Origin of the sequence: Leptolyngbya sp. PL-A3, assembly GCF_039962325.1 — a bacterium.
Classification (GTDB): domain Bacteria; phylum Cyanobacteriota; class Cyanobacteriia; order Elainellales; family Elainellaceae; genus Vacuolonema.
The window spans coordinates 107,499-121,768 of the sequence record NZ_JAMPLB010000018.1 but is presented as its reverse complement, the minus strand read 5'-3'; the positions used below and the strand labels follow the sequence as shown (position 1 = coordinate 121,768).

At 50.7% G+C, this 14,270-nt stretch carries 13 protein-coding genes; 7 read left to right on the top strand and 6 right to left on the bottom strand.

The features are described 5' to 3' along the window. Positions 1-204 precede the first annotated feature (204 nt). Positions 205-1,413 carry a DegT/DnrJ/EryC1/StrS family aminotransferase gene (locus tag NDI52_RS15705; protein ID WP_190773950.1) on the bottom strand — a complete coding sequence of 403 codons (1,209 nt, stop codon included), beginning with the start codon at positions 1,411-1,413 and terminating at the stop codon, positions 205-207. A gap of 400 nt (positions 1,414-1,813) precedes the next feature. Between NDI52_RS15705 and NDI52_RS15700 the strand changes: the two genes are divergently transcribed. Beyond that, positions 1,814-2,743, top strand: a complete 930-nt coding sequence (locus tag NDI52_RS15700; RefSeq protein WP_190773951.1) for a glycosyltransferase family 9 protein — start codon at positions 1,814-1,816, stop codon at positions 2,741-2,743. 3 nt (positions 2,744-2,746) lie between these two features. Here NDI52_RS15700 and NDI52_RS15695 read toward each other — a convergent pair whose 3' ends face one another. Next, a complete protein-coding gene (locus tag NDI52_RS15695; RefSeq protein ID WP_190773952.1) occupies positions 2,747-3,250 on the bottom strand; it encodes a CRR6 family NdhI maturation factor in 504 nt (167 codons plus the stop codon). A gap of 364 nt (positions 3,251-3,614) precedes the next feature. Here NDI52_RS15695 and NDI52_RS15690 point away from each other — a divergent pair, with 364 nt between their 5' ends. Then, positions 3,615-4,064, top strand: a complete 450-nt coding sequence (locus tag NDI52_RS15690) for a Fur family transcriptional regulator (protein WP_190773953.1) — start codon at positions 3,615-3,617, stop codon at positions 4,062-4,064. Between the two features lie 141 nt (positions 4,065-4,205). Here NDI52_RS15690 and NDI52_RS15685 read toward each other — a convergent pair whose 3' ends face one another. Continuing rightward, entirely contained in the window at positions 4,206-4,829 is a 624-nt protein-coding gene (locus NDI52_RS15685) for a glutathione binding-like protein (RefSeq protein WP_190773954.1), read from the bottom strand. Positions 4,830-5,058: 229 nt separating this feature from the next. Between NDI52_RS15685 and NDI52_RS15680 the strand changes: the two genes are divergently transcribed. Continuing rightward, positions 5,059-5,355 (top strand): hypothetical protein, encoded by a 297-nt coding sequence (locus tag NDI52_RS15680; protein WP_190773955.1) that lies wholly within the window; start codon positions 5,059-5,061, stop codon positions 5,353-5,355. Between the two features lie 109 nt (positions 5,356-5,464). Here the strand turns inward: NDI52_RS15680 and clpB are convergent, their stop codons facing one another. Beyond that, positions 5,465-8,155: an ATP-dependent chaperone ClpB gene (clpB, locus tag NDI52_RS15675; protein WP_190773956.1), complete on the bottom strand. Its 2,691-nt coding sequence runs from the start codon at positions 8,153-8,155 to the stop codon at positions 5,465-5,467. A gap of 419 nt (positions 8,156-8,574) precedes the next feature. Here clpB and NDI52_RS15670 point away from each other — a divergent pair, with 419 nt between their 5' ends. Continuing rightward, positions 8,575-9,804 (top strand): 1-acyl-sn-glycerol-3-phosphate acyltransferase, encoded by a 1,230-nt coding sequence (locus NDI52_RS15670; protein WP_199307856.1) that lies wholly within the window; start codon positions 8,575-8,577, stop codon positions 9,802-9,804. 80 nt (positions 9,805-9,884) lie between these two features. Here the strand turns inward: NDI52_RS15670 and NDI52_RS15665 are convergent, their stop codons facing one another. Then, on the bottom strand, positions 9,885-10,238 hold the full coding sequence (locus NDI52_RS15665) for a translation initiation factor (protein ID WP_190773957.1): 354 nt from the start codon (positions 10,236-10,238) through the stop codon (positions 9,885-9,887). 325 nt (positions 10,239-10,563) lie between these two features. On the opposite strand from NDI52_RS15665, the gene trpB reads away from it, so the two are divergent. From trpB to NDI52_RS15650, 3 genes are read left to right on the top strand one after another with little or no spacing between them, the layout of a single operon-like run. Further along, positions 10,564-11,802 carry a tryptophan synthase subunit beta gene (trpB, locus tag NDI52_RS15660; RefSeq protein WP_190773961.1) on the top strand — a complete coding sequence of 413 codons (1,239 nt, stop codon included), beginning with the start codon at positions 10,564-10,566 and terminating at the stop codon, positions 11,800-11,802. Next, positions 11,802-12,332, top strand: a complete 531-nt coding sequence (locus NDI52_RS15655; protein ID WP_190773958.1) for a CAP domain-containing protein — start codon at positions 11,802-11,804, stop codon at positions 12,330-12,332. The genes trpB and NDI52_RS15655 overlap by 1 nt, the downstream gene beginning before the upstream one ends. 11 nt (positions 12,333-12,343) lie before the next feature. Further along, positions 12,344-12,973 (top strand): ribonuclease D, encoded by a 630-nt coding sequence (locus NDI52_RS15650; RefSeq protein ID WP_190773959.1) that lies wholly within the window; start codon positions 12,344-12,346, stop codon positions 12,971-12,973. A gap of 453 nt (positions 12,974-13,426) precedes the next feature. On the opposite strand, the gene NDI52_RS15645 is transcribed toward NDI52_RS15650, so the two are convergent. Then, complete coding sequence (locus NDI52_RS15645; protein WP_190774627.1) at positions 13,427-14,221, bottom strand: cobyrinic acid a,c-diamide synthase; 795 nt, start codon at positions 14,219-14,221, stop codon at positions 13,427-13,429. Positions 14,222-14,270: the final 49 nt, after the last annotated feature.

The following is a 14,270-nucleotide window of genomic DNA, read 5'->3' as shown; positions in this document are numbered from 1 at the left end:
CACACCATATCCCTCTTGTACTGAACCAATTCGCACAGCCTTTATCTCCTGACAAAAATGCCCCCTAAAACAGACCTTAGGAGGTTTCTGCATAAGAATCTACCCAGGATGTTGGTGCTTTGCCCGCTTCGCGGGCAAAGCACCAACATCCTGGGGGTAATTTCATTGTTGGAAATCTCCTTAGGGATATAGTAGGCCGAAATATTATCCAGGCCACACTACGCTTGGACCGAATGACGAACTCAACAGAGATTCTAGAACTTCGACCACTGTATCGACCTGTTGATCCTGCATACCTGGATAAAGAGGTAATGAGAGAACCGTTTGGCTCAACAGTTCAGTCTGAGGAAATTGTTCAGGCTGGTAATCGAGTAATTTGAAGGCAGGTTGCCGGTAAACGGGAACGGGGTAGTGAATGCGTGTTTCAATACCTGCGGTGGCTAAGCCATTCTGAAGCAATGCGCGATTAAGCCGACAGGACTCCGCAATACGAATTACGTAGCGAAAATAAACGTGACCTGTCCCAACCCGATTGGCGATGGGATAAATACCTTTCCCCTGTAAGTATTGCAGCCGTCTGTCATAGTTTTGAGCAAGGCGATAGCGATCGCCATTCCAGCCTGGCAACAGTGGCAGTTTGACCCGCAGAATTGCGGCCTGTAAGGTGTCTAAACAACTACTAACCCCAACCTCAGCATAATGATTTTGACGGGAGGCTCCATAGTTGCGTAGCTGATGAACCCGCTCACTAATCGCAGTGTCACTGGTAACGACGGCCCCTCCGTCTCCAAAGGCCCCTAAACTGAGGGTGGGATAAAAACTAAAGGCAGCAGCGATCCCAACAGAGCCTGCCCGGTAGCCTTCCCGTTCGGCTAGGGGAGCTTGAGCCGCATCCTCAAACACCATTAAGTCATAGGTGCTGGATAGATCCAATATGCGCTGAGGCGAGACCATCTGCCCATACAGGTACACCGGTACAATAGCTCGGGTGCGAGGGGTAATGGCTTTTTCAGCCTCGACTAAGTCAATCAACCCTGTTTCTGCATCGCAGTCTACCAGTATGGGGCGAGCCCCCGTTGCCATGACGCCCAGCACCGTGCCAATAAAGGAATAGGCTGGAACCAGCACTTCATCCCCCTCGCCGATGCCGCAAGCGCGTAAGCCAAGGGTGATGGCGTCCATCCCAGACCCCACCCCAATGCCATAGCGGCATCCCGAGGCGTAGGCAAAGGTTGCTTCAAAATCTTCCACGTCTCGGCCCGGCACAAACTTTCCTTCCTGCCAGACCTGCCGCATCGATTGCTCCAAGTCAAACAGAATGGGCTGATGCTGAAGTTTCAGATCCAGGAAGGGAATCTTACAGGGGGGAAATAAATCTGAGTTACCGCTTTCAGGTAACGGAATCGAGGGCATCGCAACGTGCATGAGTAGGTAGACGAAGCAACAGTCAGGGACAAACTGAAAAACCTGCAGCGCCCTTAAATAGGCTGATTACCTCTATTCTGGATGATCTAGACCAGTCTAGGGGACAGAATCACACTCTGAGGGCAAAAGTCCTGCTAGACGAATTCGTTGAAAGGGCGCATGCCCTGGAATTGGCAGCGTTGTCAGTTGTTGGTCGGGGATAAAGGGCGATCGCCCACCCCAAAAGCATTATGAACTCTTTACACTTCAGGGGGTATCGCTTTTATACGGATCAGTTTGCCCATCTTTCTCAGTAGATTTTCAAAGGATGTTAGAAAAAATCAGAGATAAGCAACTCCTCTGACCGTGTTCCCCTAAAATAATGAGCGAAATCTGTAACAAAAACTTTATGAAAATCGTAGCGCTCATCCCCGGCACCCTGGAAGAGCAGATCTTCTTCTTTCCCACCCTGGACGCGTTGAAGCAAGCTTATCCAAATGCTGAGATAGATGTTGTGGTTGAACCCAGAGCCAAAAGTATTTATCGGCTGAGCAAGTCGGTTCAAGATACCATTCCCTTTGACTTCCAAGCTAACAGCAGTCCGGCGGATTGGGCTAACCTGCTAGGGGTACTGCGCGATCGCTACTACGACATTGGCGTTACCCTCACTCAGAGCAGCACGAGTGGCTTGTTGCTGTGGTTGGCAGGAACCCCGGTGCGTTTGGGTTTTGCTCCCTTTAGTAAACTATTCTTGACCAGCACCGTTCCTTACAAGCCGGACCAGTACCGGCCTCAGGTCTATCATGATCTGCTATCAGGCCTGGGGATTACAACACCGGCCCCAAACCTTGCGATTACGTTGTCTCGCAAAGATTTAGATTGGGCTGAGGCTGAGCAGAAGCGCCTGGGCTTGGCTGGGGGCGGCTATGTTCTGCTTTACGACAATGGGGCAGCTTATCCCACCGCTAGCTGGCAGACGATTATTCAAGATTTCCAGCAAAAACAACCTGGGCTGCCATTAGTATTGTTGCGGGATAGTGGCAATGGCGATTGGGCTAATGAGCTCGCCCAGGCGTTTCCGAAACTCGTGGTGACTCGCCCTGAGGATGCGGGTTTAATGGCGGCGATAGTAGCCGGTGCCAATCTGATGTTAGGGACGGTAGGCTTACCTGTGCAGTTGGCGATCGCGCTCAACGTTTACACGCTGGCTCTGCTTGGCCCCGAAAGCCCTTCCACCTTGTTGCCCAGTAACGAAAAGTTTGTAGGGCTAGCCGCTCCCGATGGGAAGTGGGCCAGCCTGACTCCGGAGACGGTGTTGCAAAAAGTTTGGGGTGGCTAAGCCCTAACCACCGAGCAATTCAAAAAAGCCGTCCTCCAGTTCGTAACCCAGCATTTGGGTCATGAACTTAACCCGTGTGCGGCTCAGACATCCGTGCTGGTGCATCCAATCCAAACAGGCAAATACCAGTTGCATGACAAATAGCTCCAGGGCTTCGGGGTTAAACTGAATGCCTTCGTGGGGGCTAAACTGATGGGGCACGAGCATGGCTGTATAGCGAGCCAACTCACCCTGTTCCCAATCCAGAATGAGGGGTAGCCAGGGGTAGCGTGCATTCAGGCGCACAAACCAGAGCCGCACTTCAGGAATCTCTGAGTACTCCCGAGGATCAGACGGGTCTCGGGGTAAATCAATGGCAAACTGTATCCGTAGGGGATCTGCACCATTGGTTGAGTCGAAAGCTGTTTTGAAGCCACTTGCCTGGAGCCAGGGCTTGAGAACGGTTTCGATAGGAGCTAGATCCAGGCTATTGAAGGTATCTGCATTTAGCGAAATTGTGGTTGTCATCGAAGCTCAGAGATGCGATCGCATTAAGTACACCTTTTCTAGCCTAGGGCAGGGCATGATGATTCAACCCCTAATCCCTCAGAAATCTCCCAGAAATCCTACAGGGACAACGATAGACAGCCTACTCAATCTTAAGTTAAAGTGGTAGTGAGTATGAATAAGGGTCGAGTTCAAGGATTGACCCATTGTGCCTGCCTTTGAGTCTCATCCACCGTTCTATGAAGCAGGTAACTCTCCTGGCAGTTCTCCGTGTAAGCCCAGTGTGGGTGTAAACAGTACTAATTCAATAGTGCAGGCGTTTACAATAGAGATCAGGTGAGGGTATTTCTCTATATCCATCTCAATTCCCTTACGAGTCTGTCCTATGGATAGTGAAGTCACAATTCAACGCCCCATTCGTTCCCTGGAGGATGCCTTAAACCGTTGCCAGGCATTGGGGATGCGTGTTAGTAAGCAGCGACGCTTCATTTTGGAGTTGCTTTGGCAGGCTCAGGAGCATATGTCTGCCCGAGAAATTTACGATCGCCTCAACCGACAGGGTAAAGATATTGGGCACACGTCCGTCTACCAAAATCTAGATGCCCTTTCCGAGCAAGGGGTCATTGAGTGTATTGAGCGTGCTGATGGGCGTCTTTACGGCAACATCAGCGATCCTCACAGCCATATCAACTGCCTGGACACCAACCAGATTATGGATGTTCATGTTGAATTGCCTGCTGATTTGTTGCGGCAGATCGAAGAACAAACAGGGGTTAAAATCACGAACTACACCATTGACTTCTATGGTTATCGTAATTCCTCAGTTGAGAATTAAGAGGTAGTATTGTGTGGATAGGGTGTGGTGGCAGGGACGCGTCGTGCCTCTTTCACCACAGCCCATCCGTTTGAACTGAGCCCATTAGGACAGAAATTAAAAAACAGGGGGAAGATCAATCAACTGATCTTCCCCCTATTTTTATAGCTGGGGTACCTGCATTCCCCGCTGTACCGCCGGGCGAGCTAGCAGTTCATCGTGCCATCGCTTGACGTGGGGAAAGGGTTCTAGGGTAAGACCTGCTTTTTCGCCCGTTACCTGATAACTATTAACCCAGGGAAAGGTTGCTATATCAGCGATGGTGTAGTCAGCTCCTGCTAGATAAGCATTCCTTTCAAGTTGCTTGTCCATCACGCCGAGTAACCGTTTCGCTTCGTTGGTATAGCGCTCGATGCCATAGGGAATCTGCTCGGGAGCGAAGTTGCGGAAGTGGTTCATTTGCCCAAACATGGGGCCGACACCGCCCATCTGGAACATTAGCCATTGCAGGGTTTGCGATCGCCCTACCAAATCTGTTGGCAAAAATTTTCCTGTTTTCTCTGCCAGGTAAATCAGGATAGCACCCGATTCAAAGACATTAAGCCCGGTGTCGTGATCAACAATGGCTGGAATTTTGCTGTTGGGATTGATTGCCACAAATTCTGGTGTAAACTGATCCCCTTTACGGATATCAATAACGTGGGGCGTGTACTTCAATTCTGTTTCCTCCAACATGATCGAAGCTTTACGACCGTTGGGGGTGGTGAAGGTATAGAAATCAATCATGGTTGATCCTTGTAGGTTTTTCGAATGTGTTGATTTTAGGCGCGACACAGCAAAATCAACACATTCGAAAAATGTCCCAGATTCACCTTTTGATGAATTCGCCCAGAGGGGGGAACCTAAATCAAACTGAACTCATCAACAGCAATGGGCGTTTAGGAGCGATATTGGGCATTCTAATACGGACCAATTCTGTGTTTGTTCACCTACGTTCTTGTTGGGAAGATTTACCATGACTGAACCTGGAAATTCGTCGGAATCTCAAAATACAGGGTTAAAGGGATTCAAGGTTACCTTGATGCAGGGCATCATCGGAGCCATTACCCTGGCGGCGACAACAGCAATTCCTCTTCTTGTACAACGAGCACTTTCGCCCCAACCTCCCGTGGTTCCGGCACAGGTTGTACCTACAACTACGGCCCCAGCTAATACGTCGGTTCAAAGCTCACCAACATCGACGGAACAGCCGTCTGTAGAGCCATCTGAAAGAAACAGCGATCGCAAAGGCCGTAAAAAGAAGAAAGATTAAGAACTGGAACTACAAGCTAAACCTTTGAGCGTGAAATGAGACATTTCACGCTCAATTTCTGGTGAATTGGCGATCGGCTGCAACGTCTACGACAGCGACATAGCCATTCTCAGCTCTCAGCGCTGACGGTTTGTGTGACTACTTCCGGTTGAGGAATGGAATCCACCACTTTTTTGGTGAAGCTGAGTTTTTGATCCACCACATCTACCATGATGGTGTCGCCAGAGATAAACGTGTTTTCCAACAGCTTGGTAGCCAGGGGATTTTCAATTTCCCGCTGAATGGCACGTTTTAGAGGGCGGGCACCATAGACCGGATCGTAACCAGCATCGGCAATGTGATTTTGGGCTTCGTTGGTAAGTTCTATCGAAATCTTCTGCTCCTGTAGCAAGCGATGGATACGCCGGAGTTGAATGCCGACAATCTGCCGCAATTCCTTCAGGTCAAGGGCGTGGAACAGGACAATGTCATCCACCCGGTTGAGAAACTCTGGGCGGAAGTGCTTGCGAAGGGCATCCATCACCCGCTTTCGCATCTGCTCGTACTTGGAGTCATCACCAGAGACATCCAGAATGTGATCGCTGCCGATGTTGCTGGTCATCACAACGATCGCATTTCGAAAGTCTACGGTTCGCCCCTGCGAATCAGTGATGCGGCCGTCATCCAGCATTTGCAGCAGGATATTGAATACGTCGGGGTGAGCCTTCTCGACCTCGTCCAGCAGCACGACGCTGTAGGGTCGACGACGCACAGCCTCCGTCAGTTGGCCGCCTTCTTCATAACCAACATACCCGGGAGGCGCCCCGACCAAACGGGAAACGGCGTGCTTCTCCATGTACTCCGACATATCAATCCGCACTAGGGCTTCTTCAGAGTCAAACAAACATTCCGCTAGCGCTCGGGCTAGTTCTGTCTTCCCGACCCCTGTTGGGCCCAAGAACATGAAGGAACCAATGGGCCGACCGGGATCCTTCAAACCCGAACGGGCCCGACGAATGGCTGCCGATACGGCCGCGACCGCTTCTTGCTGGCCGATTACCCGCTGATGCAGGAATGATTCGAGAGTCAATAGCTTTTGCCGTTCGGATTCGAGCAGACGATTCACCGGAATGCCCGTCCACTTAGCGACAATCTCTGCAATGTCCTCCTCCGTCACCTGTTGTTTCAGCAGAGCCGAACCACTACGATTCTGAATTTCCAGGAGGGCTGCTTCCTTGGCTTCTAGATTTTGATGGACTGTCTCCATCTGCCCATACTTCAGTTGAGCAACGGTGTTGAGGTCGTATTCCCGCTCTGCCTTTTCAATTTGGCGGCGTAGTTTTTCTTCCTCTTCCCGCAGAGCTTTAATTTCGTGCTGAATATTTTTCTCGGCTTCCCACTGCTCCGTCAAGCTTTGTTTGCTAGGCGTAAGGGTGGCAATATCGTTCTCCAGTTGGGTTAGCTTGTCCTTTGAAGCACGGAAGGCAGGGTTACTGAAGCCAAGACGAGCGCCTTCACTTTCAAGCGATCGCTTCTCAATCTCCAATTGTCGAATTCGCCGCTCAATCGTTTCCAACTGTACTGGCTTGGAAGTGGCCTCCATTTTTAGCTTGGCCGCTGCCTCATCCACCAGGTCGATCGCTTTGTCGGGGAGGAAGCGATCGGTGATGTAGCGATCGCTCAGTGTCGCCGCAGCAATCAGTGCTGCATCCGTAATGGTGACGTTATGATGCACCTGATAGCGGTCCTTCAGGCCTCGCAGAATGGAGATCGTGTCATCAACAGTCGGCTGACCAATGTAAACCTGTTGGAAGCGCCGTTCCAGGGCCGCATCCTTCTCGATGTGCTTCCGGTATTCATCCAAGGTCGTTGCACCAATACAGCGCAGTTCGCCCCGAGCCAGCATGGGTTTCAACAGGTTTCCCGCATCTGTGGTGCCCTGGGAAGAACCTGCGCCGACGACCGTATGCAGTTCGTCAATGAAAAGGACGATCTGTCCTTCGGAGTTGGTGACTTCTTTCAAGACAGCCCGTAGCCGTTCTTCAAACTCACCACGATATTTGGCTCCAGCAATGAGAGCACCCATGTCCAGGGAGATCAGCGTGCGGCCCTTGAGGGATTCCGGCACGTCCTCTTTGACGATGCGCTGGGCTAAACCTTCGGCGATCGCCGTCTTGCCCACCCCTGGTTCGCCAATCAACACCGGGTTGTTCTTGCTCCGGCGGGATAACACCTGTACGACTCGACGAATTTCTTCATCCCGCCCAATAACGGGGTCTAGCTTGTTCTCCCGGGCTAGCTCCGTCAAATCCCGCCCGAACCGCTCAAGGGCGGCATACTGAGATTCAGGATTTTGACTGGTCACTTTTTGGCTGCCCCGTACGGTTTTTATCGCGACTTCTAGCTGCTTGACTTCTACATTGGCTGTACGAAAAAGGCGATGGCCTACCCGGTCTTCTTCTGCTAGAGCAATGAGTAGGTGCTCAACGGAAATAAACTCATCTTGAAAGATTTTGCGAGCTGCCTCTGCTTTGTCTAAAAATAGATCCAATCCACGACCCAGGAAGAGCTGGTTGAGATCAGCAGCAGAAACTTTCGGTTGTCGCAGGGCAAAGGCATCCAACTGCTGCCGCAATCGAGCCGGGTCCATTCCGGCTTTCTCCAGAATGGTGTTCACCATGCCTTCTTCCTGGTCCAGAAGGGCGATCGCGACGTGCTCAACTTCCAGGTTCTGTTGCCGATAATTGCGGGCAACGTCCTGGGATTTAACGATGGCATCCCATGCTTTTTCAGTGAACTTCTTGGGATCAGTTGGCTGCATAGTGGATTGACGTTCCCTGGGACCCGTGTGTGTTGCTGTGTTGCATTGTTGCATTCTGCAACATCTATTGTAACAACGGCAGGACTTTCGTATCGTGATGGACTTTTGTTTGAAGAACTGTGATATCGGGGGTTCGGCTCCTGTTCGCTCAGGGCGATCGGTTTTCGGGCTGCAAAGCTGAGGATTTATGCCCGTAGGGCACGAACTCCCAGCTTTGAAGCTCCCGATCAGAATGGCTGGGAGCGATCGCCCTCAACCCGATTTCTCAGAAACCTGTGTTAAATCACTACCAGACTTGCCTAGAAACCTACCTGTAAGCTGAAGAGGATTGAAGGCAAACTGGCCTGTAGCTGTCAAATCTAATTCATATCTAAAATTTATACCAAGAGGGGTTTTCCCTCCTCGACTGCATCTGCCCCATGCCCACCCCCGACTTTTATCCGCCCCGGCTCAATCCTGCTCTGGTAACGCTACTCCAGATCATTGCTCCCCTCCTGGGGCGATGGCGCTATCGGATCAAACTCCAACTAACGGAGGGATCGCGAGAACGTTTTCGTGCGGTCGCAAATTATCCCCTTCTATTGTTGCCGAATCACCCGACCCATGTAGATTGGATGGCCATGTTTCTGCTATCCGGTCAGGTGCATGATCAGTTTCATTTCTTAGCCGCGATTGAGCGGTTTCGGGGGGGTGAGGGCTGGTGGCTGCAACGGATTGGAGCTTACTCGGTGCGGCGGGGGTTGGGCGATCGATCCAGTGTGGCCCAAACCTTGGAATTGCTGAGCCAGCCTCACTGTCGCCTGGTCATCTTTCCCGAAGGCGGTTACTCCTTCCAAAATGACACCGTTATGCCATTTCGAGCTGGAGCCGTACAGATTGCTTTGCAATCGATGGCACGCCAGGTGCGCCAGGGCAATCCTGTACCAGACCTGATGGTTCTTCCGGTCAGTCTGAAATACCGCTACACCAGCAATATGACCTCGGTAATCGATCGCACCCTACAACGGCTGGAGCGCACGTTTGATATCACTCCCAATACCAGCGATTTTTACCAGCGGCTGATTCAGGTGGCCGACTATTGCATGATGGGGCTGGAGCAGGAATATGGCCTGGTTATCGAGCGAGGGCTGCCCTGGAACGAACGCATTCAGCTAATTAAGGATCACGTTCTGCAATGCTGCGAGCAGGTATTAGATATCAATCCAGTCCCAAATGAACCTTTACGGGAACGGGTATATCGCGTGCAACGCACCCTGGATGCTCAAACAGCAAGCTTTATGCTGGATGACACCTGGACCTATGAGGCGATTCAAACGGCTACGGCTCGTTTGCTTAATTTCGATGCCATCTACTATGGCTATGTCGCGACTGATCCAACACCCGAGCGGTTTCTTGACACGCTGATACGTTTGGAGCGTTCCATCTTTGGCATTGATCAGCCACCCTCGAAGGGCGATCGCATTGTCGAAGCCCACATTGGTGACCCCATAAATCTGAAGAATTGGTTTGAGGAGTACCGACGCGATCGCAGTGCTACCACTGACCACCTCACTGAAAAACTCCGCCAAGAGGTGCAGAATGGCCTTGATCGTATGAACCGCTCAGGCTTTAACTTGCGTCTGCCACCCCCAAGCCAGCCACCGTTGTGAGACTTTACAAGCTTATTCAGAGTTTTGGGATGTAAGGAGCTAGCGTAGGCTCCTTACATCCCAAAATTCAAGCAACATCATCAACCACCGCTCTGTTTAGTGGGATACCCCAGCTGCGTTAGCAGTTGCACTAATTTCTGGCGGTGATCCCCTTGAATCTCTAACGTGTCGTCTTTGACGGTGCCGCCCGTGCCACATTGGGCTTTCAATTGCTTCAGTAATTTAGCCAGAGTCTCAGGGCTGGACTGAAATCCACTGATAACAGTCACAGTTTTTCCTCCCTTTCCTTTGCGAGTCGTTTGTACTCGCAAGGATTGCTGATTCGGCGGCAAATCCGGAACAGCTCGCTGCATGGCGGCGTTTGGTTCTCCAAACTCTTGCCAAACAACACGGGGGGCTGGCTCCCCTTCACTCGATTTACGCTTTGCTGCCATGCCGATAGTTCACCTTACAAAATGAAGAACGGGGATAGGTAGAAGACCACAGCCCCGGAAACTATTTTAAGAAATAAGTAACCCGAGTTCGGGTTAAGGGATTTTTGAGGGGCGCGCAAAGCACCCCTCAAAAATCCCATTTTGGTGTGTGCAGAGCGTACGCCGAAATGGGTGCTTAGGTTCCGTGCTTGTTTCAGGATTGCACGAGATTTGTAGTTTCCTGCCACAGCAGCTAACTACAGAAGTGAAACACGATCGCCTTCATTGGGGTAAGCCACTCAATCCCCCTATAATGAAGGTCGATCCACATTACAGCTTGGCAACCGTGACTCTCACTCCGCTTCCCAACTCTCAATCCAACAGCACACAACGCCCTGATAGCCAGGGGCGTTTTGGTCAGTTCGGTGGAAAATATGTGCCTGAAACCCTGATGCCAGCCCTGACAGAACTGGAGCAGGCTTTCTATCACTATTGGGAAGACCCAGCCTTTCAAACAGAGCTGAGCCAACTGCTGAAGGAGTATGTAGGTCGGGCGACGCCCCTCTATTTTGCGGAGCGGTTGACTCAACACTATGCCCGCCCCGATGGTAGCGGCCCTCAGATTTATCTGAAGCGCGAAGATCTGAACCACACAGGGGCTCACAAAATCAACAATGCCTTGGGGCAAGTCTTGTTAGCCAAGCGCATGGGTAAGCAGCGCATTATTGCTGAAACAGGCGCAGGGCAACATGGCGTTGCCACCGCCACGGTTTGTGCTCGATTTGGGCTTCCCTGCGTTATCTACATGGGCGTGCAGGACATGGAGCGACAAGCCCTTAACGTATTCCGGATGCGGCTGATGGGTGCAGAAGTGCGTCCTGTCGAATCGGGCACAGGTACTCTGAAAGATGCGACTTCAGAAGCGATTCGGGACTGGGTCACTAATGTAGAAACCACCCACTATATTCTGGGTTCTGTTGCGGGTCCGCACCCATACCCTATGATCGTGCGGGACTTCCATCGGGTAATTGGTCTGGAAACCCGGGCTCAGTGCCAGGAGAAGTGGGGTGGATTACCCAATATTTTGGTGGCTTGTGTGGGAGGCGGTTCCAATGCTATGGGGTTGTTCCACGAGTTTGTCAATGACAGCTCTGTACGGTTGATTGGCGTGGAAGCCGGTGGTGAAGGCGTTGAGTCAGAGAAGCACGCAGCTACGTTAACTCGGGGTCGTGTGGGTGTGCTGCATGGGGCAATGAGCTATTTGTTGCAGGATGAAGATGGCCAGGTCATTGAACCTCATTCCATCAGTGCGGGCCTCGATTATCCGGGTGTCGGTCCCGAGCATAGCTATTTGAAAGATTTAGGTCGGGCTGAGTACTACAGCGTGACGGATGCTGAAGCGCTGGAAGGTTTCCAACAGCTTTCTCGCCTGGAAGGAATTATTCCCGCCCTGGAGACAGCCCATGCGATCGCCTATCTTTCGACTCTCTGTCCCCAACTTTCTGGCAATCCTCGTATTGTCATCAACTGCTCGGGCCGGGGTGACAAAGATGTACAGTCTGCGGCTAAGTACCTGAACTTGTGATGATTCCTCGGTGGATTCTGCACGGCTTTGCGGCGATCGCCCTCCTGTTGGGGGATAAATTGCCGCAAGCCTGCAATCAGTTACCTATCCCACCTATTGGCTCCAATCCTTCTGCAACAACACCTGCTTCACCCGAGCTACCGAGTAACGCTCTGGAGCAAAAGGTTTTTGAACAGATCAATGCCTATCGTCAGTCCAAAGGGATGCCTCCTCTGGCCTATAGCTCTGTGATTGCCCAACAATCCAAGCAACACAGTGTTGAAATGTCCCAGCAAGGAGCGATCAACCATAATGGCTTTGAACAGCGGGTGGAGGCGATCGCGCAATCTATTCGCTATCGCAGTGCTGGTGAAAATGTTGCCAGTAATCGGGGTTATGCTGATCCCGCTGCTCAAGCGGTTATAGGTTGGCTCAATAGCCCCGGTCATCTGCACAATATTGAAGGCAATTTCAATTTGACGGGAGTTGGAGTCGTTCAAGCACCCGATGGTACGTACTATCTAACGCAAATTTTTATTCGTCGTCCCTAAATAGAAGACCTATGGCTATTGCAGATTTTCAGGTATGCGATCGCGACATTCCCGATGATGTGCTGAGTGTCTTTTTAGAGGCAGAGGCGATCGCCGTCGATACAGAAACGATGGGCTTATTGCCTCAGCGCGATCGACTTTGTTTGATACAACTTTGCGACCCTTTTGGAAATGTGGCAGTGGTCCGCATCGCTCGCGGTCAGCTGGAAGCTCCAAATCTTAAACAGTTGTTGGAAGCTCCAAATGTTACCAAGGTCTTTCATTTCGCCCGGTTTGATTTGGCGACCTTGCGCTATCACCTTGCTATTTACACAACACCAATTTTCTGTACAAAAGTTGCCAGCAAACTAGCACGTACATACACTCCCAAACATGGCCTGAAAGATCTGGTTATGGAGTTAGAACGAGTTGAACTTGACAAAAGTGCCCAAAGCTCAGATTGGGGAAACGTTGCTAGTTTATCCGACGAGCAACTCCGCTACGCAGCTAACGATGTGCGCTACCTCATCAGCGCACGCCAAAAACTCATTACCATGCTGGAGCGAGAAGAACGTTTGGAGCTAGCCTATGATTGTTTTGCTTGCCTCCCAACAATCGTTTCTCTTGACTTACAACAATACAACAATGTCTTTGAACACTAGGGTTGGCCTTAGAGGTTTTCTGTACGTGAATCACCTGAAAAAATAGTCTTCTCGTCAACTTACACCCACTTTAAAGAGAACAAGGAGGGCGTGAAAGCTTTGTCTTTATGCCCTCCTTTTTATAGCGCTGTGCCAGTGCGTTAAGTACAGTGGTGTGGGGCACGAAGTGCCCCACACCACTGTACTTAACGCACTGGCACAGCGCTATATAGTCTTTGTTACGTTAACCTGAGTTCGGGTTAACGGCGTTTTCGAGTGCCGCGCAACGCGCAGCACTCGAAAACGCTCATTTTGGCGTGCGCAAAGTGTACGCCAAAATGAGCACTTCAGCTTATCCCGAACTGAGATTAGGTTAGCTCAGACATTAGAGGAAGTGGGATCAATACTCTCCCTCTCTCCACTAACGTGGCGCTAGCAATAGTGTGAGATATGGACAATAACGGATTCTATTTGCTATTCACTAAATGGTGCATCAAAAATCAACTCCTGTTCAGGATTCATGATGTAGTCATAATCAAAAATAAGTGAATTTGGATGACGAATGATGGAAAAACCAAAGTGAGACACAATGTCTGTTGTGAACGTCACCATGACCAATTCCACTAATTTCTTTTCAGAAATTTCGGGCTTTTGAACAAAGTAGTCTCGCTTTGCAAAGAAGACACCTGCATCCTTCGGAACGATGATGCTATTGACTCGATGCGTATGTTGAATTGGCTTAATGTAAAGCGAGATAAATTCATCCTGGTTTCGTTGTAGACGGTATAACCGCTCATGTTGCCGCCAGCTCATACGGAACATCATTTTGAGCAGTTCAAATCCCAGGATGTAATTGAATACATTATTTCGTTCTTCTGTACTGAAAACGAGTCGTAGCGCCGATTCCAAATATAAATCGGGTTGCCGCCGAGCATCTTGAGCCGAATGAATATAAAACTGTCGAATATACTGCCGCAGTACCGCTGCACTCAGATCCGTCTGAATGCGAAACATTGCCAAGTAGTCCCGAACCCGTTGCTCTGTATCCTTATCATCAAGCTGTCGGGAAACTAGACCATCAGCAGTATAGTCATCCAAGAACTCCGCCTGCATTTCGGGTGAAGCGGCACACATAAGGTAGCACAACGAAAGGACATAGCGACGCTGATGCCAGGGAAGGCTCTCAGCCCAAATTTTAGCCTGGAGGGGCAGTTTACCCAAGATACCTTCTGACGGCGAATGCCAGGATTCGTCTTCCAGATTCTCCATCTCGTCCCAAAAAAAAGCTTTCACCATCGGGAGTGAGGTCCTATCGCTA